Genomic DNA, 26,850 nt, shown 5'->3' on the forward strand with positions numbered 1-26,850 from the left:
TTAGCAAGCTTCTGATACAGTCGGCGTTTCAGAAGCTGACTTCTCTTCGGTATTGCAGTGCTCGTAATACGCGTATTGGTTTTTCCCTGTGTGTTTAGCCGCATACATTGCTTTATCTGCGCACCGAGTCAATTCAGATAAATCCTTCGCATCTTGTTTGTAGATAGCAGCGCCCACACTCATTGTTAACTCGTTAATCATATCGTAGCTTCGGTAGCCTTTTGGGAATAGATTCACAATACGCTTCAAAATGCTGTCGAGGTCATCTTTACTGTTTATGTCGTACAGCATGAGCACAAACTCGTCGCCCGCAAATCGAGCGATGGAGTAGTCGTGTTTGTCGGTTTTTCTGTCTTTATGGCGAACATTGTTTTTTAATCGAGTTGCAAAGGCTTGAAGCACTTGGTCACCAATATCGTGTCCGTAGGTGTCGTTAATATGTTTGAAGTTATCAATATCTAGGAAGACCAGAGCAGTGATGCTGTCATCAGATGAATGGTTGATCTCATCGAGCTTTGCTCGCGCCCAAGTTTCAAAGCTCCAGCGGTTGGCAAGCCCTGTGAGTTGGTCAAAATACGCCAACTCTTCAATCCCTTCACGATAAAGTGTTTGAATGTAGTTGAGGACTTTTGTGTAGTAGTACGAGAATGTGTGGCACACAAATGCAGTCGCTATTAGGGTCAGCATAAATCGTCGTTCTATGATGTCACTGGCTGTTGGTAGCCGATCTAAAAAAACGACGCCAAAAAAGATCAGTAAGATATAGGTGCCACTAAACAGCAGACCGACTTTAAACTCATTGATCAGCACTAGAGTGGCGACAATAGGGTATAGCCATAGCAGTTTGCCTGAGGGGGCATCGTTATACAGAAGTAGCAATAACCCTTCGAACATCAAAACTGCACTCAGCCATAGGTCGGCATATTGATGATGTCGTTGAACCTTTATCACATAACTGATACCTAAACAGGCTAAGGCACACAGAGCATGGAAAAAGCTTAATCCCCAATTATCCTCAAACAATTGAGCAATGGAGCCATAAGTCAAACATGCCGCGGCGATACTGGAGCATAAAAAGACAATTTTCTTTTTTCTTGTTGAGCGGATATCCGCCATTTCCTCTAAGCGTGCTCCAGCCAATGTCGACATTACGTATCCTTGCTTAATTAACGTGTACGCTTATTCTAGGCGGTATTTTAGCGATGAATAGAACAACAAAGTTTCCAAATGTGATGTCAGTCATTTTTAGTATGGGCCTAGAAGTGTGGTTTGGTGAGAGTGCTCAAAGCGCAACAAAGGCTTATAAAGTTTTCCATGGCGGATCTTTATGGCTTCAGATGGTTCGATTAATAATTCAAAGTAATGCATTTCCACCGCCGTATTTGCAGGATCTATCCTGACTCAACTCTGTTGGGACTAGCATGAACTGCGCCTTCTACCTATTGAACTCATTGTTCGTCAATCGATGATCTCTAAGTTCCGTCAGTGAGTTTTTCGTTGTGAAAAAGCATTAGAAATATTTTTCCGAAACAGAGCGAAATATTGTTGTCGTTGTGACCAATATGCGACTAGAATCCGCGCTAAATCACGACCTCATCTCGAGCTTCATTCGAGTTACTCTTTTTCCAAACTGCTTCACACATTTTGTGGGGCAGTTTTTAGTTGCAGGAAAGGTTACAAACATGCCTAAAAGCCAGAACATCAACCAGCGAATGTCCATTGTGGCATTGGCTTGGCCGATTCTTGTCGAAATTTTGCTACGGACGGCTTTAGGAACCAGTGACGTGTTCATGCTGAGTGGCTACTCAGACAAAGCGGTATCCGCTGTTGGTGTGATCACGCAGATTACCTTTTTCTTAATCATCGTTTCGACGTTTGTCAGCAGCGGAACGGGGATTTTGATTGCCCAATACAACGGCGCTGGGCGCGAGCAAGAGTCTGTGAACGTCGGCGTTGCAAGTATTGCGCTGTCTGTGATTGTCGGTGCGTTCTTGAGTGTGATTGCCGTGCTTGGCGCGATATTCCTGCTCCCGTATTACGGTTTGGAGGCGCAAGTCGAGCAATACGCACGTGAATATTTGCTGATCAGCGGAGCGATGACGTTCAACGTCACCATAGGCATAGTCTTTACGACCATTCTGCGTAGCCATGGCTATTCGCGCTCTCCAATGGTGGTGAACTTGATCTCGGGTGTGTTCAACATCATTGGTAACTATATTGCGCTTTACCAGCCATTCGGTTTACCTGTGTATGGTGTGCAAGGTGTAGCAATAGCAACCGTCGTCAGCCAAGTCATCGGTACGTTAATGTTATGGTTTATTCTCGCTCGCAGCAGCATTGAACTACCAATGTCGACCATGAAACAAGTGCCCGCAGAAATTTACAAAAAGATCTTAAAAATCGGCGGTATGAACGCGGGTGAAGTGCTGTCTTACAACGTGGCGCAAATCTGCATTGTGTACTTTGTGGTGCAAATGGGGACGGCATCGTTGGCGGCTTTCACTTATGCACAAAACATTGCCCGTTTCTCGTTTGCTTTCGCGTTGGCAATTGGTCAGGCTGCGCAAATTCAGACTGGTTACTACATCGGCAAAGGTTGGGTGAGCAGCATTTTAAAACGCGTACAAATCTACTTCTTAGTGGGATTTGTGGCATCAACGGCGGCAACCACACTGATTTACCTGTTTAGAGAAGAGATTCTGCGCGTATTTACCGATCAACCAGAAATACTCGCATTGGCAGGTTCGTTAGTCATGGGCTCAATTTTGCTCGAGGCCGGACGTGTGTTTAACCTGATTTTTATCGCGGGGCTCAAAGGCGCGGGTGACATCAAGTTCCCAGTGCAAATGGGGATTTTGAGTATGTGGGGACTAGGCGTGTTTTTCTCCTACATCTTTGGCATCCACATGGGTTATGGCGTTTTAGGAGCTTGGATGGCAATCGCTCTCGATGAATGGGTGCGTGGTATCATCATGGCAAGGCGTTGGCGCTCTCAGGTGTGGACCAAGTTTAAGGTGAGCTAACGGTTTGCTGTATCACGCTTATTCTGTTGTTAGAAACCAAAAAAGGCACTGATAGTCAGTGCCTTTTTGTTATTTAAAATCTGGAAGAAGTTAGAATTCGCACTCAGCTCTGAACACCATGCGCTCTTTGCTGTATGGATGATCCAGCTCTAGCATCTCAGCATGCAGGTGTAAGCGATTCGCTTTTTCGCCGTATAAACCATCACCAACCATTGGCATGTTTAACCCCATGTGATGAGCACTGTGTACACGTAGTTGGTGAGTTCGCCCGGTTTTCGGATACATGTATACCTTGCTGCGTCCATCTTTGACTTCAATCAGTTGCCAGTAGGTTTCTGCATGTTTCCCGTGTTCAAAACATACTAGTTGACGTGGGCGGTCGTCTGGGTCACCACGCATTGGCAGTGAAATTTCCCCTTCAGGCGCGTTTAATACGCCTTCGAGCAGTGCCATATAACGTTTTTGTACGCCGCGAGCCATAAACTGTTTTTGCAGACTTTTGTTCGCGCGCTTAGTTAAGGCAAACACCAAAATGCCAGAGGTCGCCATGTCGAGGCGATGAATCACAAACGGCCCTTCCACATCAGGGAACATCGCTTGTAGGCGCGTATAAGCAGAGTCTTTGATGGTTTTACCCGGCACTGAAAGTAAGCCCGAGGGCTTGTTGACGACGACCATAGCGTCGTCTTGGTAGATTATCTCTAGCTCTTTGTCTTCTGCCCAATTCTCCGCCAATGGGTTGGGTTCGACATCCAGCCCTTGCATCATATGGCCTAAAATCGGCTGACATTTGCTGTTGCACGATGGGTAGAATTTTTTGTGTTGGCGAACCTCAGACTTTGGCGACACACCCCACCAAAATTCTGCCAACGCCAGCGGTTTGAATCCGTATTTAAACGCGTATTGGAGCAGTTTTGGCGCAGCACATTCCCCTGCACCTGCTGGTGGTACTGGGTTTGTGGTGTCCGCAAAAATGTCCACCAAGTCGCGTGTTTCGCCATGGCTGTTTAGAAAGCGGTACTGTTTATGCAGTTTGTGCTGTAAAGCGTTGGAGAGTGTTTTGCGCTGCTCTTTCAGGTGAGCAAGTTGCTGCTCTAACTCGGCCAAGCGCGCTTCTTTGATTGCAAGCTTTTCATCCCACGCTTGCTTTAAGTATTTGAGAACGTTTTTCTCGGCGACACTTTGCTTACCCAACTCATCCAACAAGATTTTGAGATCATCGGCATTGAGCGTTTGCTCGCCCTGTTGTCGCTGTCGTTTGCGTGCGGCGCGGCCATCAATCATCACTTGGCGCTGTGTTTGCTCCTCTTGCTGATAAGCGGCTCGGTCGGCTTGGATTTGCGCTTTAAGATCCGCTAATTCCGGATTCGCGGCACAGGTTTTGTACTCCGCATTGGCGGCGTTGATGGCATCCGTTTCTGCGCGGAAGAAGCCTTCATCGGTCAACATGTCGTACACAGGAGGGACAAATCCTGGAATCAAGTTTTGGTCAGCAATTTTGCCAGAAAACGCACTTAAAAAGCCGAGCTCGCCTTGAGAGCTTTCTACTAGTAATACGCCAAACATTTTGCCTCGCCCCGTTTCTTCATTAACCAAACCAAAATCGTGTTCGAAGTTGGTTTGCGCTAATAAGTGCTGTTGCAATTGCTTTGCGGCTATAACGCAAAGCGGATGCGGCGTGTAGTAGAACGGAAACGTAAACTGCGTTGGTAATTTATAGTCAGAAGTATCAGCAGTAAAACGAGTAAAACAATGTTCAGGCGAGTGCATGGTGGGTATCCGCGCGAGTAAAAATTCGATCGAGGATTGTACCTGTTTGAGTCAGGATTGCCATGTCGGTGTTGGCACTCGCTCTTGGATTAAGAACAAGAGCGAGTGGGGAAGAGCTTATTGCAGTTTTTGTAATGCAAGCTTCCACTGTGCCGGTTTGTCGTAGTAGGTCGAGTGCGGCAAGGTCAAGTACTCGCCATTTACTTCTGCAATCAGGGTTGGATAACCACCAACGTGTAACTGGCGCATCAACTGTCGGCTAGAGCGAATTCTCTCGTTTAGCTCGGCTTCGCTTAACGTCATGTTTTGCTCCCACGCATCGTTTGCTAAACCTAGCGATTCTGCAATGGCTTTGAGCGTCGATGCTTCATTCACTTTTAACCCGAGCTGATAATGCGCGGATTGGATGGCCTTTAGCATGTGCCATGGATTCAGCCCCACTTTCTCCGCACTCAAGATCGCTTGTGTTGGTAGATAAGAATCAAGAACAAACGCATCTTCGCTTTTCACGCGTTGCAGATATGCTTCACCAAACGTTGCTCCGGTTTCGGTTGCGATACGAGCGTCACTGTTGATGATGTGCTGACGAAATTCAGGTTCAATCTCGCGTTTCTCGATCATGCCGCCGGGATGAAGCTCTACCTTAAATTGAGAGGTGTCCATCAAGGCTTCGATGAGTGGTGATGCCCCGTAGCACCAACCACACATGGGATCGAAGAAGTAATGCACGGTTACCATGTCATTTCACCAGTATGCACTTTCGCACCGATTTCTAACGCGATTGGCAATTGAGCTTCTGGGTATTTCGCTGACATGGTGTCAATGAGTTGAGCACTGTTATTGCTGTGTTTTTTCGCTTGCTGAAAATCCTGCAAGTATTGTTGCGAGTAGCGAATGGTGTCTGCGTTCAGCTTTGTGCCTGCTTTCATGTGACCAGGAATGACCACTTGAGGTTTAAGCGCAAGCATCTCGCTAAGCTGCTGCTCCCAAGCATTGATAGCGGTTTGGTCAGCGGCATCTGCCATCCATAAATGCACGTTTGAGTACACGGCTACGTTACCCAGAATCGCTTTGTTATCTGGAATCCATAGGTAAGGGCGGTGTGCTGATGTGCCATGGTTACCACGGATTTCAATCTTATGACCTTCTAGCTCTAATGATGCTTTGTCGTACGCGACAGGGAGCACTGGTTTTACCGGTGCGTTTGCGCCCAGCTTTGGTCCCCAGTACGCCAGCTTTCCAGCCAATTTCTCTTTAATAATTTTTTGAACCGCAGGCGTTGCGATGATCTGCGCATCAGGGAACTGTTGGTGTAGGGCCTCTGCGCCAAAGTAGTAGTCTGGGTCCGCTTGGCTGATAAAAATGGTTTTAAGCGTTTTGCCTGAGTCCAACACTTTAGCGGCAATGCGCATCGCGTCAGCTTTGGTGAAGCCAGTGTCGATGACCATGGCGTCAGTCTCACCGTATACCAAGGTTGAGTTAACGTGGAAGCTGTTACCGTCGGCGTTGTAAACCTCAAGAGTAAGGGGGGAGTGGTTTGCCGCTAGGACAGGGCTTGCCATTAAAACGGATGCAGCAATCAAAGTGAATTTTTTCATAATAAGCTCCTAAAGAATTTGGGGCCAAGCGACGATGGCTTGGGAACGGGAGCTATATTAGGAAATTGATACGCTCGGAAAAATACACAATAATGTGCATCACTATTTCTTATTTCGAGCAAATGTATGGACAGAGTAACGGCAGCAAAAGTATTTGTGGATGTGGTGTATTCTGGCAGTTTTACCGCGACCGCCGAGCGGTTAGACATGTCTCGGCCAATGGTGACTCGTTATGTAGAGGCGATGGAGAACTGGCTGCAAACTCGTTTGTTGCACCGCACCACGCGCAAGGTGTCCCTCACCACCGCAGGGGAGCGCAGCTTGCCTCAGATTGAGCGCTGGTTAAAACAGGCCGATACGTTGACGTCGAACATTGCCGTTGATGGTGAGCTGTCCGGAAAAATCCGTCTTGCGTCTAGCACTTCATTTGGGTTCTCACAGTTGATCCCAGCAGTAAACAGTTTTATGCAAAAGCACCCCAAAGTGCATATCGACATAGATCTGCAAGATTCAGTGAGTGATCTAACCGAGCAACGCATCGATCTGGCAATCCGAATTGCGTCAGATCCCGATCCTTCTTTGATTGGTAAGCCGATTGCGGTGTGTGAATCGGTGTTGGTGGCATCGCCGCAATACTTGCAAACTCATCGCGCGATCGCGCATCCGCGAGATTTATCTTCACACGACTGTTTGGGTTACAAAAACTTTGAGCGTCACGTGTGGCATTTGTCTCAGGGCGACCAGTTCGAATCGGTGGGAATTGAGTGTCGCCTAACCAGCAATGAGGCCACGGCGTTATTGCATGGCGCTTTGCAAGGCATGGGTATTTCGATGCTGCCAACCTATTTGAGCAATATCTATCTGCAATCGGGTCAGCTTGAGTCAGTGTTGCCGGATTGGAAGCCAAATGATCTCAACATTTACGCGCTTTATTCATCGCGTAAGCACTTGTCTCCTGCGGTGAGAGCCTTCATCGATCACAGTGAAGATTACTTTAAACAGCACCCTTGGTAATCGCGAAAGGCGTCGTCATCCCGACTTGAGATTCATACAAGATCCTGTACCTTACATGGATTATATTTTCGCAGCGTCATTTAGAGTTTTAGTTAATGTCACAAGTTCGCATCAAATTTATTGCTTCCGATATGGACGGCACTTTGCTTGACCAATACGGTCGTTTGGATCCAGAGTTTTTCGATCTGTTTTTGCAATTGGAAGAGCAAGGTATTTTGTTCTCCGCTGCGTCTGGTCGTCAGTATTACAGCCTGCGTGACACGTTCGCGCCAATCAAAGATCGAGTGTTGTATGTGGCCGAAAACGGCACCTTGGTGATGTACCAAGACAAAGAGCTCTACAGTTGCACCATTCCTAAAGCGGAAGTGGCGGAGATTGTGAAAGCGGCTCGTGAAATTGACGGGGCGAACATCGTATTGTGTGGCAAGCGCTCGGCGTACATCGAAACGCATGATCGGCAATCGCTGGAAGAATTTCAAAAGTACTACCACCGCTGTGAATACGTGCCGGATTTGCTTGAGGTCGAAGACGAGTTTATTAAGGTGGCAATTTGTCACTTTGACGGTTCGGAAGAGCTCCTATTCCCGACCATGAACGCGAAGTTTGGCGCAACGCATAAAGTTGTGGTGAGCGCAAAAATTTGGCTGGATGTGATGAATGCCGAGGCGTCTAAAGGCGCGGCCATTCAGCACCTTCAAGAGACGATGAATTTTACTCCGGCAGAAACCATGACGTTTGGTGATTACCTCAACGACCTCGAAATGCTGCAAGTCAGTGAGCATTCGTACGCGGTTGCTAACGCGCATGAAGAGATTAAGAAAATCGCTCGTTATTCTGCGCCAAGCAACCAAGAGGCTGGGGTACTAAAAGTGATTAAAGAGAAAGTGTTAGCGAAGTAACGCTCATCCTTTCGATGTTCTTTTCTTGTTAACGTAAAAAGCCCCGCAGTGCATGCGGGGCTTTGTTTTTTGTGTGTGTGGTGGGAGGGGGTAGTAATGTTCCCGTTTTTTAGCGCACGTACTTAGCGGTTGCGCTGACCAAAAAGTGCTGCAACTTTCCATTCGATTTTGGTACCCACAAGTCGTTGTGGTATTGGTAGATACGGCCATTGACGGTCACAGACAAGGTGTTATCACCCGTTTGTTCCATGCGAATAAACTGATCCGAAGTGACCAAAAACGGCTCTTGCTCTTCAATGCTCTGGCCAGTTGCCAATACGAAGTAGCCGAATCGGTTGCCAGCATCCGGATCGGTTGAGTAGATTCGATGCCCAACGAGGCTGTAGTCGTCGTTGAGTGCCTGCTCAAGCGTTTTTTGCCCGATGGTTTCGTGCGATGGAATAAATACCCAAGCCAACACACCTGCCGCAATGACTGCCAGTAGAAGCAGTATTTGCATGAACTTTCTCATCATAAATACCGTTTAACGTTGAAATTTCATTTTGTACATGCGCTTATCCGCTATGCTGATAAGAAAGTCAACATTGTTACTGTCTTTTGGGTATTGCGCTAAGCCCATGCTGGTTGATAGTGTTGCGACGTTGTCGGAATTTAGTATTGGCGCATCAAATACCGCATTGATATGCTCACGAACGCCTTCTTCATCAACATGCTCCCCTTCGAGGATGACGGCGAACTCATCGCCTCCCATGCGATAGACGGTAAAATCATTCAACGCCATAGATTTAAGCCGTCTAGCAATTTCACGCAGTACGGTGTCTCCCACTTGGTGACCGTGTGTATCGTTGACACTTTTAAAACCATTTAAATCTAAAATCCACAGAGAAAAAGGCCTTTTCTCTTGAGTGAGCTCATTTAGGTTGATAAATAGTGCATTGCGATTTCCAAGATGAGTCAGTGGGTCGCTGAGCGCCAGTTTTCTATGGAAATGGGATTCACGATAAAAGAAATAAGTCAGAGACAGGATCGACAAAACGAATGTAGCAAACAGCATATACTGCGCTTGCATTAACCGTTGCGTTTCTCCTTTCTGTGCCTCATAGACTTTGCTGCTTAGGCGAAAGTTCTGATTAACGAAATCGACCAAGCTTAAGTACAGTGTTTGAGTAGATCGATAAAATTGAGCCGCAGCTTGGCTATCGCCAGTTCTTGCTTCAACTAATTGCGCTTCCAGCCCCTGAAATTCCTCAAAAAGATCAATGAAATACTGATGCATATTATTTCGAGAGAAAAAAGTGTAGGCTTCATTACTACTAATTAATAAATCGAATCTACTCCAGGCCAATTCATATTGCAGCTCTGCACCTTCGATATTTAATACATTTTCATCGACTCGTCTCGCTTCTCCGACAAGCTCCGAAAGCTCTTTAGAGAGTTGGAATAAAAACCAGGTTGCTTGTTTTTGCTCATTATTAAAGTTTTGTGACAGTGCGCGTGTCTGCTGCAGAAGCAATACATTTGCGAGAAGCAAAGAAGTGGCAAACACCACAAGCAACATTTTACTGGTTGTAGAGTATTGTGGTGCTCTCTGCTTTTGATGGGTGGGTTCTGATAACTTCATTCTTATTATTTTGCTTTCATCTCATTTACTTGCCAGACCATTTGCGCGTGATATTTATTGTAGTTGAGCTCAGGATAGAGACTAAGAGAGTATATTACCCAAAATGGCCCCTTATTCCTGACTTTTATATAGTGTTGATCTTGTTGGTAAGCCAGTATTGGTTGGTATCTAAGAATGTCTTGTCGAGACAGTGTCGAGTGATAGTCATTCAAGCTACTGACATCAACTTGTTCTGGCACTTTGCCATAGACGTGGGTGAGGAGCGTGCTAAGTTTGACCCCAAGAAATTCAGAAGAAGCAGGGATCCAAGGCAGCGTGGTTGTGTAGCTGGTGGTTGGTAAAGATTGAATCTCTTCCAGTTTTAATGTGACACTAGGTTGTTGGCTACTGCTAAATACGATCGTACTTGCAGATAAGAATGGCGCAACAAAAAACAGACCTAGCGCGACTATCTTTTTCATCATATGCCCTTTGAGTTTTATTCTTTTTGCTGAGCTAGGACAAAGGTGCTAGCGGTACTTTATTTGTAATTGTAATAATAGAGCCAACCGGATGAGATTTTATAATATGTTATGTTTGAAAAGTAACTGTCGGTTTACTGTACGTCAAGGTTATTAAGTGACTTCTTAATTAAAAGGTCAGAAATATGCGTTATTATTTCGCTCTATAACGAATTCGTGTCAGTTCGCAGATTTTTAATGGAAATTAATCCTATTTTCAACCGATGAATTGTATTGTGAATGAGAATTAGAAGGGTTAATGATTGAGGTACAAGAAAATCCGATTTCATCCTTACATTGTTCTCTATATTTATTCCAATGCTATTTAAGATTGGCATGTTAATACGCACCAAAAATAAAGCCACCTAGGTAGGTGACTTTATTTTTTAATTCATCAAGTTACTCCTATGAATTAGGCAAACAAATACTTCGCATGGAAGTTGAGATGATCGTCAATAAAGCTTGAGATGAAATAATAGCTATGGTCATAACCAGATTGAATTCTTAAGTTCAGGTTTGAATCATGCACTTTTGCTGCAGCAACCAGCGCTTCTGGCCTAAGTTGCTCGTTGAGGAAGCCATCAGCATCACCTTGATCAACCAAAATAGGAAGTGGTGATTGTTTTTGCTTGAGAAGCTCACTTGCATCGTATTGTTTCCAGTTCTCAATATCTTTGCCTAAGTAAGCAGTAAAGGCTTTTTGTCCCCAAGGGCATTGGACTGGGTTACAGATAGGGCTAAACGCCGATATTGAGCGATATTGTTCTGCGTTTTTCAGACCAATGGTTAATGCTCCGTGACCTCCCATGCTGTGCCCAGAAATGGATTTTACTTCTGAGACAGGGAAATTGCTTTCAATGATCTCTGGTAACTCTTTAGTCACGTAATCGTACATGAAGTAATGCAGTGACCAAGGTGCTTGAGTCGCATTAAGGTAAAAGCCAGCTCCTTTACCCAGGTCATAGTTTTCATCGTCAGCGATACCTTCGCCTCTTGGACTCGTGTCTGGTGCAATGATCGCAATGCCAAGCTCGGCCGCCATACGAAATGCGCCCGCTTTCTGCATAAAGTTTTCATCGGTGCAGGTTAAGCCCGACAACCAGTACAAAGCGGGTACGGGGTTCGATTTAGTGGCATTCGGTGGTAAGAAAATCGCAAAGCGCATCGTGCAGTTTAGGGCTTTGGATTCGTGTGTATATTGTTTGTGCCAACCGCCAAACACTTTGGCCTGGCTTACATTTTCAATGGTCATGAATAAACTCTCTAACAACAGAATGAATTCAAGCTCCCCAAAAGGAGAGCCTGAGGCAGCATTATTGATCCATATGAATAACAGTACGGATGCTCTTACCTTCGTGCATCAGATCAAATGCTTTGTTTACGTCAGCCAATCCCATTGTATGAGTAATGAACTCTTGCAAGCCAAACTCACCAGCCATGTAACGGTTTACGATTTCTGGAAGCTCAGAGCGGCCTTTAACACCACCGAAAGCGCTGCCACGCCATACACGACCAGTTACGAGTTGGAACGGACGAGTTGAGATCTCTTGACCTGCACCCGCAACACCGATGATCACCGATTCCCCCCAACCTTTGTGACAACACTCAAGTGCCTGACGCATCACGTTTACGTTACCGATACATTCGAAAGAGTAGTCAACACCGCCATCCGTCATTTCAACAATCACTTCTTGGATAGGCTTGTCGAATTTCTGTGGGTTAATCACATCGGTTGCGCCTAGCTGTTTTGCAAGATCGAATTTGCTTTCGTTGATATCGATACCGATGATGCGGCTTGCACCCACCATGCGTGCACCGATGATTGCTGAAAGACCGATACCACCCAGACCGAATATCGCAACCGTGTCGCCTTTTTCAACTTTTGCCGTATTCATAACTGCGCCCATACCGGTTGTTACGCCACAACCTAACAGACACACTTCTTCAAGTGGTGCATCTTTGTTTACTTTCGCTAGCGAGATTTCAGGGAGTACCGTGTACTCAGAGAAAGTAGAACAACCCATGTAGTGGAAGATGGTTTCACCGTTGATAGAAAAACGGCTTGTACCATCGGGCATCAGACCTTTACCTTGTGTTTCACGCACGGCCTGACAAAGGTTGGTTTTGCCCGATTTACAGAACTTACACTCGCCACATTCTGCGGTGTAAAGAGGAATCACGTGGTCGCCAACCTCAACGCTGGTAACGCCTTCGCCCACCATTTCAACAATACCGCCACCTTCGTGACCAAGAATAGAAGGGAAGATGCCTTCTGGATCGTCGCCTGACAGAGTGAACGCATCAGTATGACAAACACCTGTCGCGACGATGCGCACTAGCACTTCACCCGCTTTAGGAAGCTGTACATCCACTTCTTCCATTTTCAGTGGTTCGCCAGCGGCCCATGCAACCATTGCCTTGGATTTGATGTGAGTTTGACCAGGTTTGATTTCAACAGTCATTGGATTTTCCTTTATATTCTCAGTATATGGAGTGACGTAATAAGCGTAGTTAAGGTTTGCTTACTGCGCTGCGTCGTTTTGTTGATATCTATTCTAGGTGTTTCAATAAAAATGATAATCCGTCCATTTTGAAAATGATTTTTACATATACGTAATAATGGTAAGGTAAGCAGATTATAAGAGTGTGACGTCTCCTCAAAGCGGAAGGGAAAGCGGAAAAGGCAGTTGACCTGAAGTTAGGTCGAGGGACTAGAGTAGAAAACAATCAACCCATCAGCGAAGTAAGAATGATTATGAACAAGACGGATCTGAATGCCTATTTAACCAAGCTCGGTTTGCCAAGAGAGCTACCTGCCGATTTAGAAACATTACATAAAATACACGTGGCGCAGCACCACAGCCTGCCGTTTGAGAACTTTGATATTGCATTGCAGCGCGGCATCTCTGTTGAGATTGAAGACATCATTCAAAAAACAGTGTATCACCCTCGCGGTGGTTACTGCTTTGAATTGAATGGCTTAATGCTTGAGGTACTCAATACTCTCGGATTTGAAGCACGCAGTTTACTAGGACGTGTGCATGTGTCGGGCACACCAACTGGCCGTAGTCATCAAATCACGTTGGTGACGCTGGATGAACAAGCATGGATTGTTGATGTGGGCTTTGGCTCCAATACGCCGCGCGCGCCATTGCCGTTTATCCTCAACCAAGTGATTCAGACGGATTTACAAACCTTCCGCTTTGTCGAAGATGCTCAGTTTGGTTACTTCCTTCAAGTGTTGTCAACGGATGGAACGGACACATGGAACAACCTTTATAGCTTCGACTTAGAGTTTGTGTTTGCGGGTGATATCGCGTGTGGCAACTTTTTTACTTCCACTTCTCCTCACTCGCGTTTTACCAGCGCAAGAGTCGCGGCGAAAGCAACAGAAAGTGGGTTGGTGACATTGCTTAACTACACACTCAAATACACCAGCCAAGGTGAGCAGACAGAATTGGAGTTAGAGCCAGGCCAAGCTTATCTGGATGCCTTGAAAGAACACTTCGGCATTGAACTTGATGCGCAGTACGGCGATCTTCGTTCGTTGCCTGACGCGTAAAGTTCTCCCGTTTTCAAAGCGTAGCGCGACGAGAATATTTTCATCACTATTTGTCTAGAAGAGGTCGACAGGAATACAGCATGGCGAATTGGGAAGGAGTCAGCGAATTTGTTGCTGTGGCGGAAACCAACAGTTTTACCGGAGCAGCAGCTAAGCTGAAAACATCTGTGGCACAAATCAGTCGTCGGGTATCAGCACTTGAAGAACGACTTGCGGTGAAATTGCTGCATCGCACGACGCGAAAAGTCTCCCTGTCTGAAGCCGGACAACTCTATTACCAGCAGTGTAAACATTTGGTGGAAGGGTTAGAACTGGCCGAGCTTGCCGTAACGCAAATGCAGACCGAACCGCGCGGTTTACTGCGCGTGACGGCTCCTGTGACGTATGGGGAAATGAACCTCGCGCCACTTTTGCATCAGTTTTTGGAAAAGTACCCGCGTGTGGATCTTGATTTAGTGCTGACCAACCAAAAGCTGGATTTGATTGAGCAAGGTGTGGACGTGGCGATTCGTCTTGGCCGCTTGCAAGATTCCAGCATGATTGCTAAACGTCTTTCGTCGCGCCAAAACTATGTGTGTGCCAGTCCGATGTATTTGGAGCGTTTTGGTGAGCCACATACGTTGTCGGAATTGGGACGGCATCAGTGCTTGGTTGGCTCTGTCGACTATTGGCACTTTAAAGAAAATAAACGCGATAAGTCTTTGCGCGTGTCGGGACGGATTAAATGCAACAGCGGTTTTGCTTTGGTGGACGCAGCGAAACGCGGTCTGGGTTTAGTGCAGCTGCCGGATTACTACGTTCAAGAAGCATTAGACAGTGGTGAGTTGGTCGAGGTGCTGACCGATTACCGCGACGATCGCGAAGGCATTTGGGCGCTGTATCCGCAAAGTCGCAATTTGTCGCCAAAAGTGCGGTTATTGATCGACTTTTTGGCGCAAGAGCTTGTTGATTAGCGGTTTAAAGTGCCTCATTACAAGGTATGTTGCTAAAACGCCCGGTGGTGCCGGGCGTTTTTATTGGGATGAGAGCTGGAATCGAAAAGACATGAACCACTATTGATTGGATTCCGCGTCTTCACGTTTAATCACTTTGTGCCCGTCTTCCGACACGCCTTGTTTCCAATAGCTGCTGATGTAGATATTTTCACGATCAACTTCTTTCTCGTTGCGGAAGTATTGGCGTAGCGCGCGCATTGAATCGAACTCACAGGCACACCATACTGCGGCGTCCCCATCTAGCCATTTTTGTTCGCGTACCGCTTCTGCTAGGGTTTGACCTTCTGTAAGCCAAATTAGCTCTATACCAGCTGGTGCGTGCAGAGGCTGGATGTCGGCCGCAGACATCACACTGATCACGGCGTAGCCTTTTGCATCTTCTGGTAGCGTACGAATTTTCGCTGAAAGAGCAGGAAGTGCTGTCATATCGGCGGCCATAAAGAACCAGTCAGCCTCGGTATTCAAATTAGAGATACTGCCTGGACCTACGATATTAATCGTATCGCCTTTTTGTGCGGCCATCGCCCAACGCGCGGCAAAGCCACACTGTAAATCTTGTGTGGTGTGGCGGACAAAATCGACTTCGATGGTGTGTATTTCCGGATGGAAACGACGAATAGTATAGGTTCGCATTAATGGTCGGTCATCGTCGCTTAGCGTGCTCAAATCGGTACCGCCCATCTCATTGAACAATAGCTTGATGTAGCTACCTTCGCAGTCGCGTGGAAACTGGCTTAGCGCTTCACCTTGCAAAGTAATACGCTGCATATTTGGGGTAATTGTCTCTGTATCTGTGACAAGAATCGTTTTAGGTTGAGGCTTCTTCTTCATCTTTGACTCTACTCGATAATTATTCTCTTTCTCATTTAAGGTTATCAAGATCTCTCATAAGAGGGTAGTGTCTTTATATAAATTTACACTGTGAATTGAGCTGGATTATTGGAGTATTGAATTGGTACTGGGGACTGGGGCGAGCAAAATACGTAGAAAAAATAAGAAAGGGCACGCCAACATGCCCTTTCGAACTTAGCGATGTAAAGGCTTACTGAGTCTGCTCAAGTAAATGTGTTTTTAGGAATCTATCCATCGCTTGGTAACCATCAAGACGGTTCTCTAAAGAGCGGAATCCGTGCCCCTCATTTTCCTTCACGATGTATTCGACCTCGACGCCTCGTTCGCGCAGTGCATCAACGATTTGGTCTGACTCGCTCTTCACCACGCGTGGATCTTGTGCTCCCTGTAGAACCAATAAGGGTGCCTTAATTTGGTCGACATGGAACACTGGTGAGTAGGCTTTCATCATTTTCGCGTCTTCAGGATCATTCGGATTGCCTACTTGCTCGTGTAACATTGCAAGGAATGGTGCCCAATAAGGTGGAATGGAGTCCATAAAGGTAAATAAGTTAGATACGCCAACGTAGTCGATTCCGCACTTATATAAATCCGGAGTGAATGTCACCCCCGCCAGAGTTGCGTAGCCGCCATAAGAGGCACCATAAATACATACGTTGCCATCTTGTGCGTAACCTTGTTTGGTAGCCCATTTGACACCGTCGGTAATGTCATCCTGCATGGATTGTCCCCATTGCTTGAACGACTTCTCCCAAAACTCGCGACCATAACCAGTTGAGCCCCTGAAGTTCATTTGCAGCACGGCGATACCACGGTTAGCGAATAATTGTACCTCAGGCTGAAATCCCCAGTGATCACGAGCCCATGGACCACCGTGCGGGAGCACAAGCAAAGGCAGATCTTTGGCTTCTCGACCCTTCGGCAGCGTTAGGTACCCATGAATGGTTTCTCCATCGCGAGCGGTGTATTGGATAGGCGTCATCTTCGCCATATGTTCTGGCTTATGCCATGGAGCGTTTTCTGCCAATTTCTCCAATTTGTCTGCTTTACGATCGTAGAAGTAGTAATTTGGTCGATCGACATCGCTGTAGGTGACGACAATCATTTTACTTTCATCTCGCGTCGCACTGGTTACAGAAATTTCTACATTTGGCAGTTTCTCTGAGAGGCGTTCGAAGGTTTGTTGGTAGGAATCATCTAAGAAGTGATAGTGGTTTTTATCTGTCACGTAAGAGACTGAAACCAGCTTATTAAGCGCTTCAGAGTAATGAGCGCTATTCACGTCAACTTCCGGGTGAGAGAAGATTTCTCGTATTTCTTTATTGGCTTTTACATCGTATTCAACGATGGCTGATTTATCACGCGTAATTCGTGATGCCACATATAAGTTTTTGTTGTCCGGCGTGAATGAAATGGGGCTAAAGCTCTCTTTGAAAGTGAGATTCTTTAGCGGTTTAAATTCATCTTCAACCGTATCGCGATATAAAACGGAGGTATTAACACCATCTGATGTGGTGATGACACGAATGTTGCCATCGTGATCGGTACCCCATGAGCGCACATTGCCCGGGTTTTGCGCAACGAGAGTATTTTCGCCTGTTTTTAGATTATGTCGATAAACATCAAAGACTTGCGGGTTACGCTCGTTACTCGAAATCAAAATGTCATCGGGTTGATTGTCTAGTGTGTCGATAACGTATGCCACAACACCGGATGTCGGTGTGATGGTTTTCTCTTCGCCTGTTTTGACATTAACCGTCACGAGATAAAAGTTCTCATCTCCTCCCGTATCACGAGAGTAAATTACGGTGTCTTCGCCAACCCAGTAGTAGTATGCAATGTCGCGCCCTGTTACGGATGTGACGCGTTTTATCTGATCGGGGTTATCTGTGGGATAAACAAAGACGTTCTTACGGTCTTGCCATGGCTTCATCATTGAGATGTAGTCACCAGCAGGAGAGATTTGATAGCTAGAAACTTCGCTGTTTTTAAAGAAATAATCCACTGGATACTCGGGTGGAATGACTTCAGCATTGGTTGTGGTGGATGTTTGACTGCAACCCGCCAATAATAATCCAAAAGTGGCAGCAAGAAAAAGCTTGCGAGTGTGCATTGTGTAACGCTCCTTGTGTAAAGGACCTTAAGCTCATGAGCTTTTGGCCAGGGTGATAGATTCATCGCAGTTACTGCGAGCAAGCAACGAACATTAAAATAGCTGTGGCTTATGATTAGTGTGCTTTTAATAAATAGCGCATTGCTTCGCTACTATGACCCTGGCATTGTCCAAAAGTGGCGTTAGATTGTGATTATTGATTCAGTATCTACCTGAACTTTGTATTAGATCACGGTTTTACGGCTATTTTGTCTTCTATATCATTGGGATAGTCGACAGCAGTAAAAGCGCTGCCATCCCATAGTTAAACCCTTTTACACGCCTAGATGTGGTCAACCAGCGTTGAAGTTGCATGCCTGCCGCAGTCCAAAATGTTACCGATGGCAAGTTGGCTAAACAGAAGATACCGGCGATAAAAGTCAGTTCAAGCCAAGAACCGCCACTGGTGTATACCGTAATGGCCGTCAACGCCATCGACCAACCCTTCGGGTTCACCCATTGGAATGCCACCGCCCCTAAAAAAGACATTGGGCGAAAATCGTGTTTTGCTTCGGTTTTGCCGCTCGTGGCGATTTTGTACGTCAAGTACAGCAAATAACTCAAGCTCAATACTTTCAAAATGGAGTGAGTAATCGGGTAAGCGTTGAAGAGGCTCATCAAGCCAATGCCCACCAAAATTAGCATGGCACCAAAACCGAAGGTAATGCCCAACATGTGTGGAATGGTTCGTTTAAAGCCAACATTTGCCCCTGAGGTCATCAACATAATGTTATTGGGACCCGGCGTAAAAGTGGAGACAAAAGCGAACAACGCCAAAGCGCCCAGTTGATGATATTCCATAGATTGTTCCTTGAATCAGTTCTCGATAAGTGAGAACAACTATAAGTAGAACTGAGGTCAATATTGTGCTTTTATTTGATGATTAGAAACTAAATAAGCAATGAAACATCATCATGGATAGATTTGACGAAAGAATATTGCAAGTGCTCAAACGAGACGGAAGAATCTCCAATGTGGAGCTGTCGGAACGCGTTGGTTTATCTCCGTCTGCAACCTTACGCCGAGTGCAAGATTTAGAGCGTAAAGGCGTGATAAAAGGCTACCGAGCGGTACTGGATAATCAGCAACTTGGCGTGGGTTTTGTCGCTTATGTGTCGATTGGTTTGGCCTCGCACTCTAAGCAAGCACAGCTTGGTTTTGAAGAACACGTGCGTTTTGTGGATGAAGTGGTGGAATGCCACAATATTACGGGAGCCAATGAATATTTAATACGCGTAGAAACGCAAAATTTGGCCGCATATAAAGCGTTCCATGCCGATGTACTGGGTGAGTGTGAGCACGTTAAGTCGATCACAACCATGGTGGTGATGGACACACCAAAAGACGAGCGCTAGCCAAACGAGAGTGACAGTTTTTGTGGCACATGAATTTGAAGTGACTCGAAAGAGTCAGTCGAGTATGAGATAAGTACACAACAAATGCTGGAAAGCAGATGGCACTCTTACAATTTCCACCTTTATTCTCACCTTCGAAATAATCTCATCCTGCTAGTTTTGCTTAAACCGCTTGTGTTCATGAGCGGCGAGTCAGCAAATTTAAGGATGAACGATGAAATCACATGTAACACTTCCTCTTTTGAGCTTAAGCGCTGTTGCCGCATTGAGCTCATTTAACGTCAACGCCCACGGCTGGGTAGAATTTCCAAGTGCTCGTCAGAATACGTGTTATTTAGACGGTGGTTTTTGGACCAATGAGATCCCCAACCAAGCGTGTAAAGCGGCTTTTGAAGAATCTGGTGCTTACCCGTTTGTGCAACGCAGTGAAATTGCAGCAAACGTACCAAATTACCGAGATATGGAGCATGTTAAAGCCGTAGTCCGTGACGGCGAACTGTGTTCTGCCGGCGATGCCGCTAAGAAAGGTTTGAACATTCCTTCTCCAAACTGGCAGCGCACCAATGTTACGCCAGATGCAAACAACCAGATTGAATTGGTGTTTTACGGCAAGGCGCCGCACAACCCATCGTACTGGGAATTCTATCTCACCAAGCCGACTTATGATGATTCAAAACCGCTTACTTGGAGTGATTTAGAGCTGATCGACACCGCAGGTGACGTGTATGTTGATGCGGAAAAACGCTACCGTATTCAGGTGACTTTCCCTGCTGATCGTTCCGGCGATGCAGTGCTTTATACTCGTTGGCAGCGCATTGATGTGGCTGGTGAAGGTTTCTACAACTGTAGTGACATTACGTTAAACGGAACAGGTACGACGCCGCCGACTGACCCCGTTGATCCAACCGAACCGGGTAATAATCTGACATCTCTGGGCTACTTTGTTCAGCAAGGTTTTGGACCAGTAGAAGCGGGTGACACCATCCGTTTCCGTACGTTTAATGCGACAGGCAATGAAATTGTTGATATTTCACTGCCAATCAGCGCAAACAATACGACGACTTGGGCGGCAGAAATTGCGGATCAATTTAACGCGCAGCAAACGGGCGATTGGTATGTGGGCATTTGGCATCAAGAGATGAACCACTACATGTTCGATAGTAAGAACGTGAATGCGAACCAAGTATTAGCGCCAAGCGCAGACTTCAGTTATGCGTTGTCACTGATCAAAGCGGATGTACCGCCACCAGTTGAACCAACCAACTTATGGGACAAGACGGCCGTTTACGACCAAGGTGATGTGGTGACGCACAACGGTAAAGAATGGACCGCTCAGTGGTGGACGTCTGGTGAGGAACCAGGCACAACGGGTCAATGGGGTGTATGGCGTTAAGCCAGTTATTCGGGCCCTGAATAATAAAACCCTTCTCATGTGAGAAGGGTTTGTTTTTTCAGTCTAAAACGACCACTTTGGCGGAGTGGTTGTCTTGAAAAATCAGAGCACTTATCGTTATTCGCTTGCTCTCCACTCGCTCCAGTTGAGCATCGCGTAGTCTGCCAGTTTGAGCATCGGAATGTCTTCGTGTGTATCACCGTAGGCATAAACAGACGCAAACTCGTCGAGCGAAAACGCCGCCTTAACGCGCGAGACTTTTCTTTCTAAACTGCAATCACCTTGCTGGTAAAAGCCACTCAGTTTTGGCTGCTCTGAGATCAGTTCACTGCACAGCAAGTGGTAACCGTTCGCTTCACACCAAGGCTTGAGATACGCATTGAGTGATGCCGACACCACTACAATGGTATCGCCTCTGTGTTGATGCCACGCCAATCTTTCCATCGCTTCTGGCCGTAAGTACAGCGGGATCACTTCGTGGGCAAACTGAGCGCCAATCGCTTCAATTTGCTGCGTTTCTTTCCCTGAAAATGCAATAAAACTGCTGAGCGGACGCATAAGACGAGCGGGTAACACTCCGAGTTTGTACAGCGCATAAAATGGCATGATAGCGACCTTTCCTACTCGCTTGCGCAGGCCATAAGCAGAATAGTGGAGGAAAAGGCTAAACATATCCTCTCGGGTAATGGTGCCATCAAAATCAAACAGTGCCAGTGACGGCTTGGTAGTATCGAGCAAATTCAGCGCCTATTTTTCGATTTAAGATCGTTTTGTGTTTATTGATAAAACACTGCCAACCAAATGGTTTCTTGCGTTGGGTCAGTCCAGCTCACTTTGTGTTTGGTATGAGCTGGAATCGTAACGTGATCGCCTGCCTCAAGTCGTTTCACTACACCTGATTCAAAAGTCAGCTCTCCAGTTCCTTTAAGAACCAATACCCATTCATGTTCTTCTTGATCGTACCAGCCACTTTTGGGCGAGGTTTGCCCTGTTGAGACAATGCGTTCTATACGCAGGTTTTTGTGGGTCAGCAGGTCTTCGAACACTTCCTCGTCGAGGTTATTCGGTAAGTCTTTAAACAGGTTCATGGCCTTTCCTTAGATAATGATCAGTCCAAAAGGCGCAAGCAATTGCTCTTGTTGCCAATCACAAATTTTAACACCAAACAGAGAAACGCGGCGAACATCCAGCCCGTCTAGTTCGACATGAGTCAGATCACATTGCTCAACGTTAAAGGTTCCCCATTGTTCTGGCGAGAATTCGCAGCGAGATAAATCCGAGCCTTTAAGAGTTGCCCCCGCGAGGTTCGCTCCGTTCCAACGGTTTTCAAAGAGGTCACATTTTTCTAGTAACACTCGCTCGAAGTTACAGTAGGTGAGGTTGCAGCCAGTAATAAAAGCAGAACAGAAAAACATGGTGTTACTGACGCGATTAGCAAAGTTCGCACCTTGGAAGTTTGCCCCTTTGAGATCGCACTTACGCAGCTCCAAGCCCATACAATTTGCGCCGTTAAACAGGCTCATCGCCAACATACAGTTCGTGAAGCTGGCATCTTTTAAGTTCGCGAAGCGAAAACTACACCCTTCTAGCGCTTTGGATTCGATAAAGCGACAGTCGATGAACTTAGCATCGCGCAGATCGGCATGGTCGAAACTGCACATATAAAAGTGGCAGTTTTTAAAGGTGGCATTCTGAAAATCGTGGTGAGAAAAGTTTTCTCGTTCAAAAATGAGATCGGTTTTTAACATGTCTTCTCCTTAACTGCGAGCAGACTAGCACTCCAAGTGACTGATTTTCCAGAAAAATAACTTCTTGTATTTCAGTGTTTTACAAACCCCTCAAATCGCAATTTTAAGGGGTCAAACGAGCGTTTTAAGTGGGTTGTTTTTTGAAAATAGAAGACGTAGAGGAAGAAAAAAGTTTTTGCTGGCTACGAGCCCTAGCGAGAGGATTCGTGTTTTTGAGTAGGCATGGCTTCTCACACGCACAGTTTGCATTACAGAATTGTATCCGATTTGCATAATTTGTTGATCGGTATGGCGTTTCTCTATACAAAAAACCTATATTTTTCACAAATTGATTTCCATCAAAATAGTAGGGTTTCTATGTGCTAGATTGCGCGCAGCTCAAAAAAATATAGATGCCCGTGTGCTTCAAGGCGATGAGTTTACTTGAAATCTGAGGCCAGTCAGCAGGCACACCTTTGGGTACGACATAACGAAGCCCTATAAAAGGAAATAAAAAATGAAAAAAACAATCTGCAGTCTAGCAGTGGTTGCTGCACTCGTGTCACCAAGTGTTTTCGCTCATAAACAAGGTGACTTCGTTCTTCGTGTTGGTGCGGCGTCTGTCGTTCCAAATGACAGCAGCGATAAGATTCTTGGTTCTCAAGAAGAATTGAAAGTGGATTCAAATACGCAGCTTGGTTTGACGTTTGGCTACATGTTCACAGATAACATCAGCCTAGAGCTTCTAGCAGCAACGCCATTCAGCCACGATATCTCAACAGATTTGTTAGGTCTTGGTGATATCGCGGACACCAAACATCTTCCACCAACGCTTATGGTTCAGTACTACTTTGGCGAGCCACAAAGTAAATTCCGTCCATATGTTGGTGCAGGTCTCAACTACACCATGTTCTTTGATGAGGGGTTCAATAGCACGGGTAAAGGCGCTGGTCTTTCAGATCTTAAGTTGGATGACTCATTCGGTCTAGCAGCGAATATTGGTGTGGACTACATGATCAACGATCAATGGTTCCTCAACGCTGCTGCGTGGTACGCAAACATTGAAACAGAAGCAACTTACAAAGCAGGTGGAGCGAAGCAAAAAACCGACGTCAAAATTAACCCTTGGGTATTTATGATCAGCGGCGGTTACAAGTTCTAAGAAAAACCAGTAGTTACACGCACATTACTATTATTGGCATGACTTTTGGGGCGGTTACGGGGACTGCCCCTCTTTTTTATCCTCGTTTTGATTGCACATCATTTACTCCACTTAGCAACATGCAAAATTGGATCTTTACCTTGCAGATCATTTTATTGTCGGAAGATCGAAAAGTCCTACACTGATCACATAATTGAACAAGTGGACAATATAAATGAGCGGCGACATCGCGAAGCATTCTTCCTCTAGATCTAAGCTGGTAAAAACTCTTTTCTTTACTCTATGTGTTATCGCATTTGGTGCGATGTATTGGTCTTGGCAGTATTCAGATAGTCATCCAAGCACGGAAGATGCCTACGTTAGGGCAAAAATTTTATCGGTAGCCCCTCAGGTAAAAGGCCAAGTGGTTTCTGTGGATGTCAAAGATTTCCAATCTGTTAATAAAGGTGACCTACTGCTGAAGATAGATTCACGCCCATATTTGTTGGCAGTGAAGCAAGCAAAAGCGGCATACCAATTGGCGGTCCAGCAACATGACGTTGCCGATAAGCAGGTAACTGAGGCCGTTGCGGGCTTAGATGCAGCGCGCTCTAACCTGACAGAAGCGCAAGTAGAGTACAAACGTACGGATTCCCTGGTGAAACGCAAACTGGCGTCAGACCAAGATTTAGATACGGCGAAAAACAAACTAGCCAATGCCCAAGCGAGCCTAGAGCAAGCGCGTGCGACGGTAGAAAAAGCCATTGCGAACCGTGGTGAAGAAGGCGTAGAGGCTGCGGTCGTTCAACAAGCGGCAGCACAGTTAGCGCAAGCGGAGCTGAACTTGAGCTACACCGACATTACGTCACCAGTGGATGGCATTGCCGGTGAAATCAATACGCACGTAGGCTCGGTCGTTAGCGTGGGTCAAACGCTGTTCCCTGTGATTTTAAAAGACAGCTATTGGGTACGCGCGAACTTTAAAGAAACCGATCTTACTCACATCAAACCTGGTATGCATGCGGATGTGGTGATTGATATGTACCCAGACGTGGTGTGGAAAGCAACGGTAGAACAGCTGTCGCCAGCGAGTGGTACATCGTTCTCCTTGATGCCACCAGAAAACGCAACGGGTAACTGGGTTAAAATTAAACAGCGTTTCCCTGTACGTTTGGCATTAGAAGTACCGGCCGATGCGCCGCAACTTCGCGTTGGTGCGAGCTCAGAAGTCACCATTGATTTGCAAAGTAGCGTGCAATGAGCCATCAAATTACGGCAGACAAACGGGGGATTGCCACCGTCGCCGTGATGCTTTCTGCCATCATGGTGTTAATCGATATGACCGTTGCGAACGTGTCGCTATCGCACATGATGGGCGCGTTGGGCGCAACGGCAGACCAAATTACGTGGGTGCTGACGGGTTACAGCATGGCGGAAGCGATCTTCATTCCGATGACCAGTTTCTGGGTGTCGCGCTTTGGTGAACGCAAAGTCATGCTGGTTGCTGTGATCGGTTTTGTGATTGCCAGTGCGCTTTGTGGGCAAGCACAGTCGCTTGAAGAGATGGTGCTATTTCGCATTATCCAAGGCGCTTTCGGCGCGTCGGTGATTCCATTGGCGCAGTCGACGTTAGTACAGATTTATCCGTATGAGCAAAAAGGCAAAGCGATGGCGATTTTCTCCATCGGCATTTTGCTTGGTCCTATTTTGGGCCCAGTTGTGGGTGGCGTGATCACCGACAACATCAACTGGCGCTGGATTTTTTACATTAACTTGCCATTCGGTTTGATCTGTACCTCTTTGATTTATCGCTATATCCATATCGACAACAAATCCAAACCTAACTTTGACTGGTGGATCATCGGTTACATGGCGTTAGGTGTGGGCGCGTTGCAGTTTGTGTTGGATAAAGGTAACGAAGAAGACTGGCTCAACTCACGCATGATCCAGACGGCGATATTGCTCGCAGTCATGGGATTGGTGATGTGGATCTATCGTAGTTGGAAAACTAAAAGCCCAATAGCGCCATTATGGCTGCTTAAAGACCGAAATCTTATGGTCTCGTCGTTGATGATTGCCGTGGTGTCGATGGCGATGTTTGGTCTGACGACTCAACAACCGATGTTGTTGGAAAGTTTGCTGGATTATCCGGTCTCAACCACTGGCTTATTAATGGCACCGCGTGGGTTGGCGTCAGCGGCGATGTTGATTTTGGTGATTAAGCTCAATCCGCAATTCGATCCCAGAATCAAAATAGTCTTTGGCTTGAGCTGCATCGGGATTGGTAGTTATTTGATGGCGCAATACTCACTGCAGATCGATACATTTTGGATTGTGATGCCGAGTATGATTCAGGGCATGGGGCTTGGTTTAACCTTCTCGACGCTGTCCACCTTGGCGTATTTAACGATTCCGAAAGAGCAATCTGTCGCGGCGGCAAGTATTTACAATTTGTTCCGTACGATTGGTAGTTCGTTTGGTATCTCTATCGCCACCACGTTCCAATATCGTGATAGTCAGCAGCAATGGCATGCGCTGGGAGAGGGTATTAATCCTTATAATCCTAACTTGCATGACTGGGCGGCCAATCAGGGGCTTTCTATTACCGACCCGGTTGCGTTAGACCAATACCAACAGATGTTGCAGCAGCAATCGCAAATGGTTGCGTTTGTACACACTTTCCAGCTTGTAGGAGTGATGTTCGTGATCATGATGCCGATGCTGGTTTTCATCCGGTCGCGTGAATAACAACAAGTTCAGGTGAACTGTGCCAGAGAACGCCTCTCAAGTTGTGTCAGCTTGAGAGGCGTTTTTTATTGGATGGTATCAGTGAAAGAAGGACGTTTACTCAAACGTCACTTCATCAAAATGCGGATTGGCTTTGAGCGCGCGCATTGCGACTAATTGTTCAGTCGGGAAGGCGATGTGCTCACCATCCACATCTAAAAACAAGCACTCTTGTCGCTGCATGTCGTAGCCTGTGTCGAACGCGTTGCCCTGATGAGTTTCACCATTTTTTAGTGTGATCTCGATCGTGAGCTTAAACATACAGGCGATTTCAATAAAATCGTATTGGCTGCAAGTCACCATAGTTTTCTCCTTTCAAACCGACGCAGTATTCAGAAGGTTTGAGAACCGTATCCTTAAATAGGAGACGTTTGATTGAAACTGAATCTTCATCTTACACCTCATTTTGGTCACGAAATAGACATACATGCACGTTTTAATAAACCTACTGTTGAGCGTTC

At 46.2% G+C, this 26,850-nt stretch carries 26 protein-coding genes; 10 read left to right on the top strand and 16 right to left on the bottom strand.

Going from position 1 to position 26,850, the window contains the following annotated elements; translation table 11 throughout:
* Complete coding sequence (locus tag R2S67_RS02745; protein WP_104973238.1) at positions 1-1,149, bottom strand: GGDEF domain-containing protein; 1,149 nt, start codon at positions 1,147-1,149, stop codon at positions 1-3.
* Positions 1,150-1,682: 533 nt separating this feature from the next.
* Here R2S67_RS02745 and R2S67_RS02750 point away from each other — a divergent pair.
* Positions 1,683-3,023 carry an MATE family efflux transporter gene (locus R2S67_RS02750; RefSeq protein ID WP_301640724.1) on the top strand — a complete coding sequence of 447 codons (1,341 nt, stop codon included), beginning with the start codon at positions 1,683-1,685 and terminating at the stop codon, positions 3,021-3,023.
* A gap of 90 nt (positions 3,024-3,113) precedes the next feature.
* Here R2S67_RS02750 and R2S67_RS02755 read toward each other — a convergent pair whose 3' ends face one another.
* From R2S67_RS02755 to R2S67_RS02765, 3 genes are all read right to left on the bottom strand, one after another.
* A complete protein-coding gene (locus R2S67_RS02755; protein WP_317342071.1) occupies positions 3,114-4,793 on the bottom strand; it encodes an RluA family pseudouridine synthase in 1,680 nt (559 codons plus the stop codon).
* Between the two features lie 117 nt (positions 4,794-4,910).
* A complete protein-coding gene (locus R2S67_RS02760; RefSeq protein ID WP_317342072.1) occupies positions 4,911-5,531 on the bottom strand; it encodes a DsbA family protein in 621 nt (206 codons plus the stop codon).
* Positions 5,525-6,391, bottom strand: a complete 867-nt coding sequence (locus R2S67_RS02765) for an MBL fold metallo-hydrolase (protein WP_317342074.1) — start codon at positions 6,389-6,391, stop codon at positions 5,525-5,527. Before R2S67_RS02765 ends, R2S67_RS02760 begins: the two co-directional genes overlap by 7 nt.
* 126 nt (positions 6,392-6,517) lie before the next feature.
* Here R2S67_RS02765 and R2S67_RS02770 point away from each other — a divergent pair, with 126 nt between their 5' ends.
* Both R2S67_RS02770 and R2S67_RS02775 read left to right on the top strand, forming a co-directional pair.
* Positions 6,518-7,405, top strand: coding sequence for a LysR family transcriptional regulator (locus R2S67_RS02770; RefSeq protein WP_005391995.1), 888 nt, complete (start codon positions 6,518-6,520; stop codon positions 7,403-7,405).
* A 95-nt stretch (positions 7,406-7,500) separates the two neighbouring features.
* Positions 7,501-8,304, top strand: coding sequence for an HAD family hydrolase (locus R2S67_RS02775; protein ID WP_316685032.1), 804 nt, complete (start codon positions 7,501-7,503; stop codon positions 8,302-8,304).
* 109 nt (positions 8,305-8,413) lie between these two features.
* On the opposite strand, the gene R2S67_RS02780 is transcribed toward R2S67_RS02775, so the two are convergent.
* The 5 genes from R2S67_RS02780 to R2S67_RS02800 form a co-directional block, all read right to left on the bottom strand.
* A complete protein-coding gene (locus tag R2S67_RS02780) occupies positions 8,414-8,803 on the bottom strand; it encodes a hypothetical protein (protein ID WP_006740947.1) in 390 nt (129 codons plus the stop codon).
* Positions 8,804-8,827: 24 nt separating this feature from the next.
* Positions 8,828-9,925: a GGDEF domain-containing protein gene (locus R2S67_RS02785; RefSeq protein WP_109169350.1), complete on the bottom strand. Its 1,098-nt coding sequence runs from the start codon at positions 9,923-9,925 to the stop codon at positions 8,828-8,830.
* 5 nt (positions 9,926-9,930) lie between these two features.
* Positions 9,931-10,386 carry a hypothetical protein gene (locus tag R2S67_RS02790; protein WP_005391987.1) on the bottom strand — a complete coding sequence of 152 codons (456 nt, stop codon included), beginning with the start codon at positions 10,384-10,386 and terminating at the stop codon, positions 9,931-9,933.
* 451 nt (positions 10,387-10,837) lie between these two features.
* Positions 10,838-11,677: an S-formylglutathione hydrolase gene (gene fghA, locus R2S67_RS02795; protein WP_317342076.1), complete on the bottom strand. Its 840-nt coding sequence runs from the start codon at positions 11,675-11,677 to the stop codon at positions 10,838-10,840.
* A 61-nt stretch (positions 11,678-11,738) separates the two neighbouring features.
* Positions 11,739-12,887 carry an S-(hydroxymethyl)glutathione dehydrogenase/class III alcohol dehydrogenase gene (locus R2S67_RS02800; protein WP_005391984.1) on the bottom strand — a complete coding sequence of 383 codons (1,149 nt, stop codon included), beginning with the start codon at positions 12,885-12,887 and terminating at the stop codon, positions 11,739-11,741.
* A gap of 293 nt (positions 12,888-13,180) precedes the next feature.
* Here R2S67_RS02800 and R2S67_RS02805 point away from each other — a divergent pair, with 293 nt between their 5' ends.
* Complete coding sequence (locus R2S67_RS02805) at positions 13,181-13,987, top strand: arylamine N-acetyltransferase family protein (protein ID WP_053807518.1); 807 nt, start codon at positions 13,181-13,183, stop codon at positions 13,985-13,987.
* An 80-nt stretch (positions 13,988-14,067) separates the two neighbouring features.
* The gene (locus tag R2S67_RS02810; RefSeq protein WP_005391982.1) at positions 14,068-14,940 is read left to right on the top strand and encodes a LysR family transcriptional regulator; all 873 of its coding nucleotides are present in this window, start codon (positions 14,068-14,070) and stop codon (positions 14,938-14,940) included.
* Positions 14,941-15,039: 99 nt separating this feature from the next.
* Here R2S67_RS02810 and R2S67_RS02815 read toward each other — a convergent pair whose 3' ends face one another.
* From R2S67_RS02815 to R2S67_RS02825, 3 genes are all read right to left on the bottom strand, one after another.
* Complete coding sequence (locus tag R2S67_RS02815; protein ID WP_317342078.1) at positions 15,040-15,813, bottom strand: siderophore-interacting protein; 774 nt, start codon at positions 15,811-15,813, stop codon at positions 15,040-15,042.
* Positions 15,814-16,024: 211 nt separating this feature from the next.
* On the bottom strand, positions 16,025-17,947 hold the full coding sequence (locus tag R2S67_RS02820) for a S9 family peptidase (protein WP_317342079.1): 1,923 nt from the start codon (positions 17,945-17,947) through the stop codon (positions 16,025-16,027).
* Between the two features lie 255 nt (positions 17,948-18,202).
* Positions 18,203-18,787, bottom strand: a complete 585-nt coding sequence (locus R2S67_RS02825; RefSeq protein WP_006740964.1) for a LysE family translocator — start codon at positions 18,785-18,787, stop codon at positions 18,203-18,205.
* Positions 18,788-18,900: 113 nt separating this feature from the next.
* On the opposite strand from R2S67_RS02825, the gene R2S67_RS02830 reads away from it, so the two are divergent.
* Both R2S67_RS02830 and R2S67_RS02835 read left to right on the top strand, forming a co-directional pair.
* Positions 18,901-19,341 (top strand): Lrp/AsnC family transcriptional regulator, encoded by a 441-nt coding sequence (locus R2S67_RS02830; RefSeq protein ID WP_031813570.1) that lies wholly within the window; start codon positions 18,901-18,903, stop codon positions 19,339-19,341.
* 214 nt (positions 19,342-19,555) lie between these two features.
* The gene (locus tag R2S67_RS02835; protein WP_100088169.1) at positions 19,556-20,734 is read left to right on the top strand and encodes a lytic polysaccharide monooxygenase; all 1,179 of its coding nucleotides are present in this window, start codon (positions 19,556-19,558) and stop codon (positions 20,732-20,734) included.
* A 117-nt stretch (positions 20,735-20,851) separates the two neighbouring features.
* On the opposite strand, the gene R2S67_RS02840 is transcribed toward R2S67_RS02835, so the two are convergent.
* The 3 genes from R2S67_RS02840 to R2S67_RS02850 are packed head-to-tail and all read right to left on the bottom strand — an operon-like array spanning position 20,852 to position 22,482.
* Positions 20,852-21,472: an HAD-IB family hydrolase gene (locus tag R2S67_RS02840; RefSeq protein WP_025505418.1), complete on the bottom strand. Its 621-nt coding sequence runs from the start codon at positions 21,470-21,472 to the stop codon at positions 20,852-20,854.
* A gap of 38 nt (positions 21,473-21,510) precedes the next feature.
* A complete protein-coding gene (locus tag R2S67_RS02845) occupies positions 21,511-21,822 on the bottom strand; it encodes a cupin domain-containing protein (RefSeq protein WP_029865421.1) in 312 nt (103 codons plus the stop codon).
* 9 nt (positions 21,823-21,831) lie between these two features.
* Positions 21,832-22,482: a Qnr family pentapeptide repeat protein gene (locus R2S67_RS02850; RefSeq protein WP_005391967.1), complete on the bottom strand. Its 651-nt coding sequence runs from the start codon at positions 22,480-22,482 to the stop codon at positions 21,832-21,834.
* A gap of 496 nt (positions 22,483-22,978) precedes the next feature.
* Between R2S67_RS02850 and ompW the strand changes: the two genes are divergently transcribed.
* The 3 genes from ompW to R2S67_RS02865 all read left to right on the top strand — a co-directional run bounded on the left by ompW (position 22,979) and on the right by R2S67_RS02865 (position 26,350).
* On the top strand, positions 22,979-23,623 hold the full coding sequence (gene ompW / locus R2S67_RS02855) for an outer membrane protein OmpW (protein ID WP_005391962.1): 645 nt from the start codon (positions 22,979-22,981) through the stop codon (positions 23,621-23,623).
* A gap of 214 nt (positions 23,624-23,837) precedes the next feature.
* Entirely contained in the window at positions 23,838-24,863 is a 1,026-nt protein-coding gene (locus R2S67_RS02860) for an HlyD family secretion protein (protein ID WP_021452788.1), read from the top strand.
* Positions 24,860-26,350, top strand: coding sequence for an MDR family MFS transporter (locus R2S67_RS02865; protein WP_258658128.1), 1,491 nt, complete (start codon positions 24,860-24,862; stop codon positions 26,348-26,350). The genes R2S67_RS02860 and R2S67_RS02865 overlap by 4 nt, the downstream gene beginning before the upstream one ends.
* 96 nt (positions 26,351-26,446) lie before the next feature.
* Here the strand turns inward: R2S67_RS02865 and R2S67_RS02870 are convergent, their stop codons facing one another.
* Positions 26,447-26,692 (bottom strand): Rho-binding antiterminator, encoded by a 246-nt coding sequence (locus tag R2S67_RS02870; protein ID WP_317342093.1) that lies wholly within the window; start codon positions 26,690-26,692, stop codon positions 26,447-26,449.
* Positions 26,693-26,850: the final 158 nt, after the last annotated feature.

This window comes from Vibrio sp. T13N (assembly GCF_032970445.1).
Lineage (GTDB): Bacteria > Pseudomonadota > Gammaproteobacteria > Enterobacterales > Vibrionaceae > Vibrio > Vibrio diabolicus.

Coding starts and splice junctions, on each gene's coding strand:
- R2S67_RS02770 (WP_005391995.1), top strand. CDS start 6,518: ATGGACAGAGTAACGGCAGCAAAAGTATTTGTGGATGTGGTGTATTCT.
- R2S67_RS02790 (WP_005391987.1), bottom strand. CDS start 10,386: ATGAAAAAGATAGTCGCGCTAGGTCTGTTTTTTGTTGCGCCATTCTTA.
- R2S67_RS02850 (WP_005391967.1), bottom strand. CDS start 22,482: ATGTTAAAAACCGATCTCATTTTTGAACGAGAAAACTTTTCTCACCAC.
- R2S67_RS02755 (WP_317342071.1), bottom strand. CDS start 4,793: ATGCACTCGCCTGAACATTGTTTTACTCGTTTTACTGCTGATACTTCT.
- R2S67_RS02815 (WP_317342078.1), bottom strand. CDS start 15,813: ATGAAGAAGAAGCCTCAACCTAAAACGATTCTTGTCACAGATACAGAG.
- R2S67_RS02825 (WP_006740964.1), bottom strand. CDS start 18,787: ATGGAATATCATCAACTGGGCGCTTTGGCGTTGTTCGCTTTTGTCTCC.
- R2S67_RS02760 (WP_317342072.1), bottom strand. CDS start 5,531: ATGGTAACCGTGCATTACTTCTTCGATCCCATGTGTGGTTGGTGCTAC.
- R2S67_RS02745 (WP_104973238.1), bottom strand. CDS start 1,149: ATGTCGACATTGGCTGGAGCACGCTTAGAGGAAATGGCGGATATCCGC.
- R2S67_RS02750 (WP_301640724.1), top strand. CDS start 1,683: ATGCCTAAAAGCCAGAACATCAACCAGCGAATGTCCATTGTGGCATTG.
- R2S67_RS02865 (WP_258658128.1), top strand. CDS start 24,860: ATGAGCCATCAAATTACGGCAGACAAACGGGGGATTGCCACCGTCGCC.
- R2S67_RS02845 (WP_029865421.1), bottom strand. CDS start 21,822: ATGAACCTGTTTAAAGACTTACCGAATAACCTCGACGAGGAAGTGTTC.
- R2S67_RS02765 (WP_317342074.1), bottom strand. CDS start 6,391: ATGAAAAAATTCACTTTGATTGCTGCATCCGTTTTAATGGCAAGCCCT.
- R2S67_RS02835 (WP_100088169.1), top strand. CDS start 19,556: ATGAAATCACATGTAACACTTCCTCTTTTGAGCTTAAGCGCTGTTGCC.
- R2S67_RS02800 (WP_005391984.1), bottom strand. CDS start 12,887: ATGACTGTTGAAATCAAACCTGGTCAAACTCACATCAAATCCAAGGCA.
- R2S67_RS02860 (WP_021452788.1), top strand. CDS start 23,838: ATGAGCGGCGACATCGCGAAGCATTCTTCCTCTAGATCTAAGCTGGTA.
- R2S67_RS02830 (WP_031813570.1), top strand. CDS start 18,901: ATGGATAGATTTGACGAAAGAATATTGCAAGTGCTCAAACGAGACGGA.
- ompW (WP_005391962.1), top strand. CDS start 22,979: ATGAAAAAAACAATCTGCAGTCTAGCAGTGGTTGCTGCACTCGTGTCA.
- R2S67_RS02870 (WP_317342093.1), bottom strand. CDS start 26,692: ATGGTGACTTGCAGCCAATACGATTTTATTGAAATCGCCTGTATGTTT.
- R2S67_RS02805 (WP_053807518.1), top strand. CDS start 13,181: ATGAACAAGACGGATCTGAATGCCTATTTAACCAAGCTCGGTTTGCCA.
- R2S67_RS02820 (WP_317342079.1), bottom strand. CDS start 17,947: ATGCACACTCGCAAGCTTTTTCTTGCTGCCACTTTTGGATTATTATTG.
- R2S67_RS02775 (WP_316685032.1), top strand. CDS start 7,501: ATGTCACAAGTTCGCATCAAATTTATTGCTTCCGATATGGACGGCACT.
- fghA (WP_317342076.1), bottom strand. CDS start 11,677: ATGACCATTGAAAATGTAAGCCAGGCCAAAGTGTTTGGCGGTTGGCAC.
- R2S67_RS02810 (WP_005391982.1), top strand. CDS start 14,068: ATGGCGAATTGGGAAGGAGTCAGCGAATTTGTTGCTGTGGCGGAAACC.
- R2S67_RS02780 (WP_006740947.1), bottom strand. CDS start 8,803: ATGCAAATACTGCTTCTACTGGCAGTCATTGCGGCAGGTGTGTTGGCT.
- R2S67_RS02785 (WP_109169350.1), bottom strand. CDS start 9,925: ATGAAGTTATCAGAACCCACCCATCAAAAGCAGAGAGCACCACAATAC.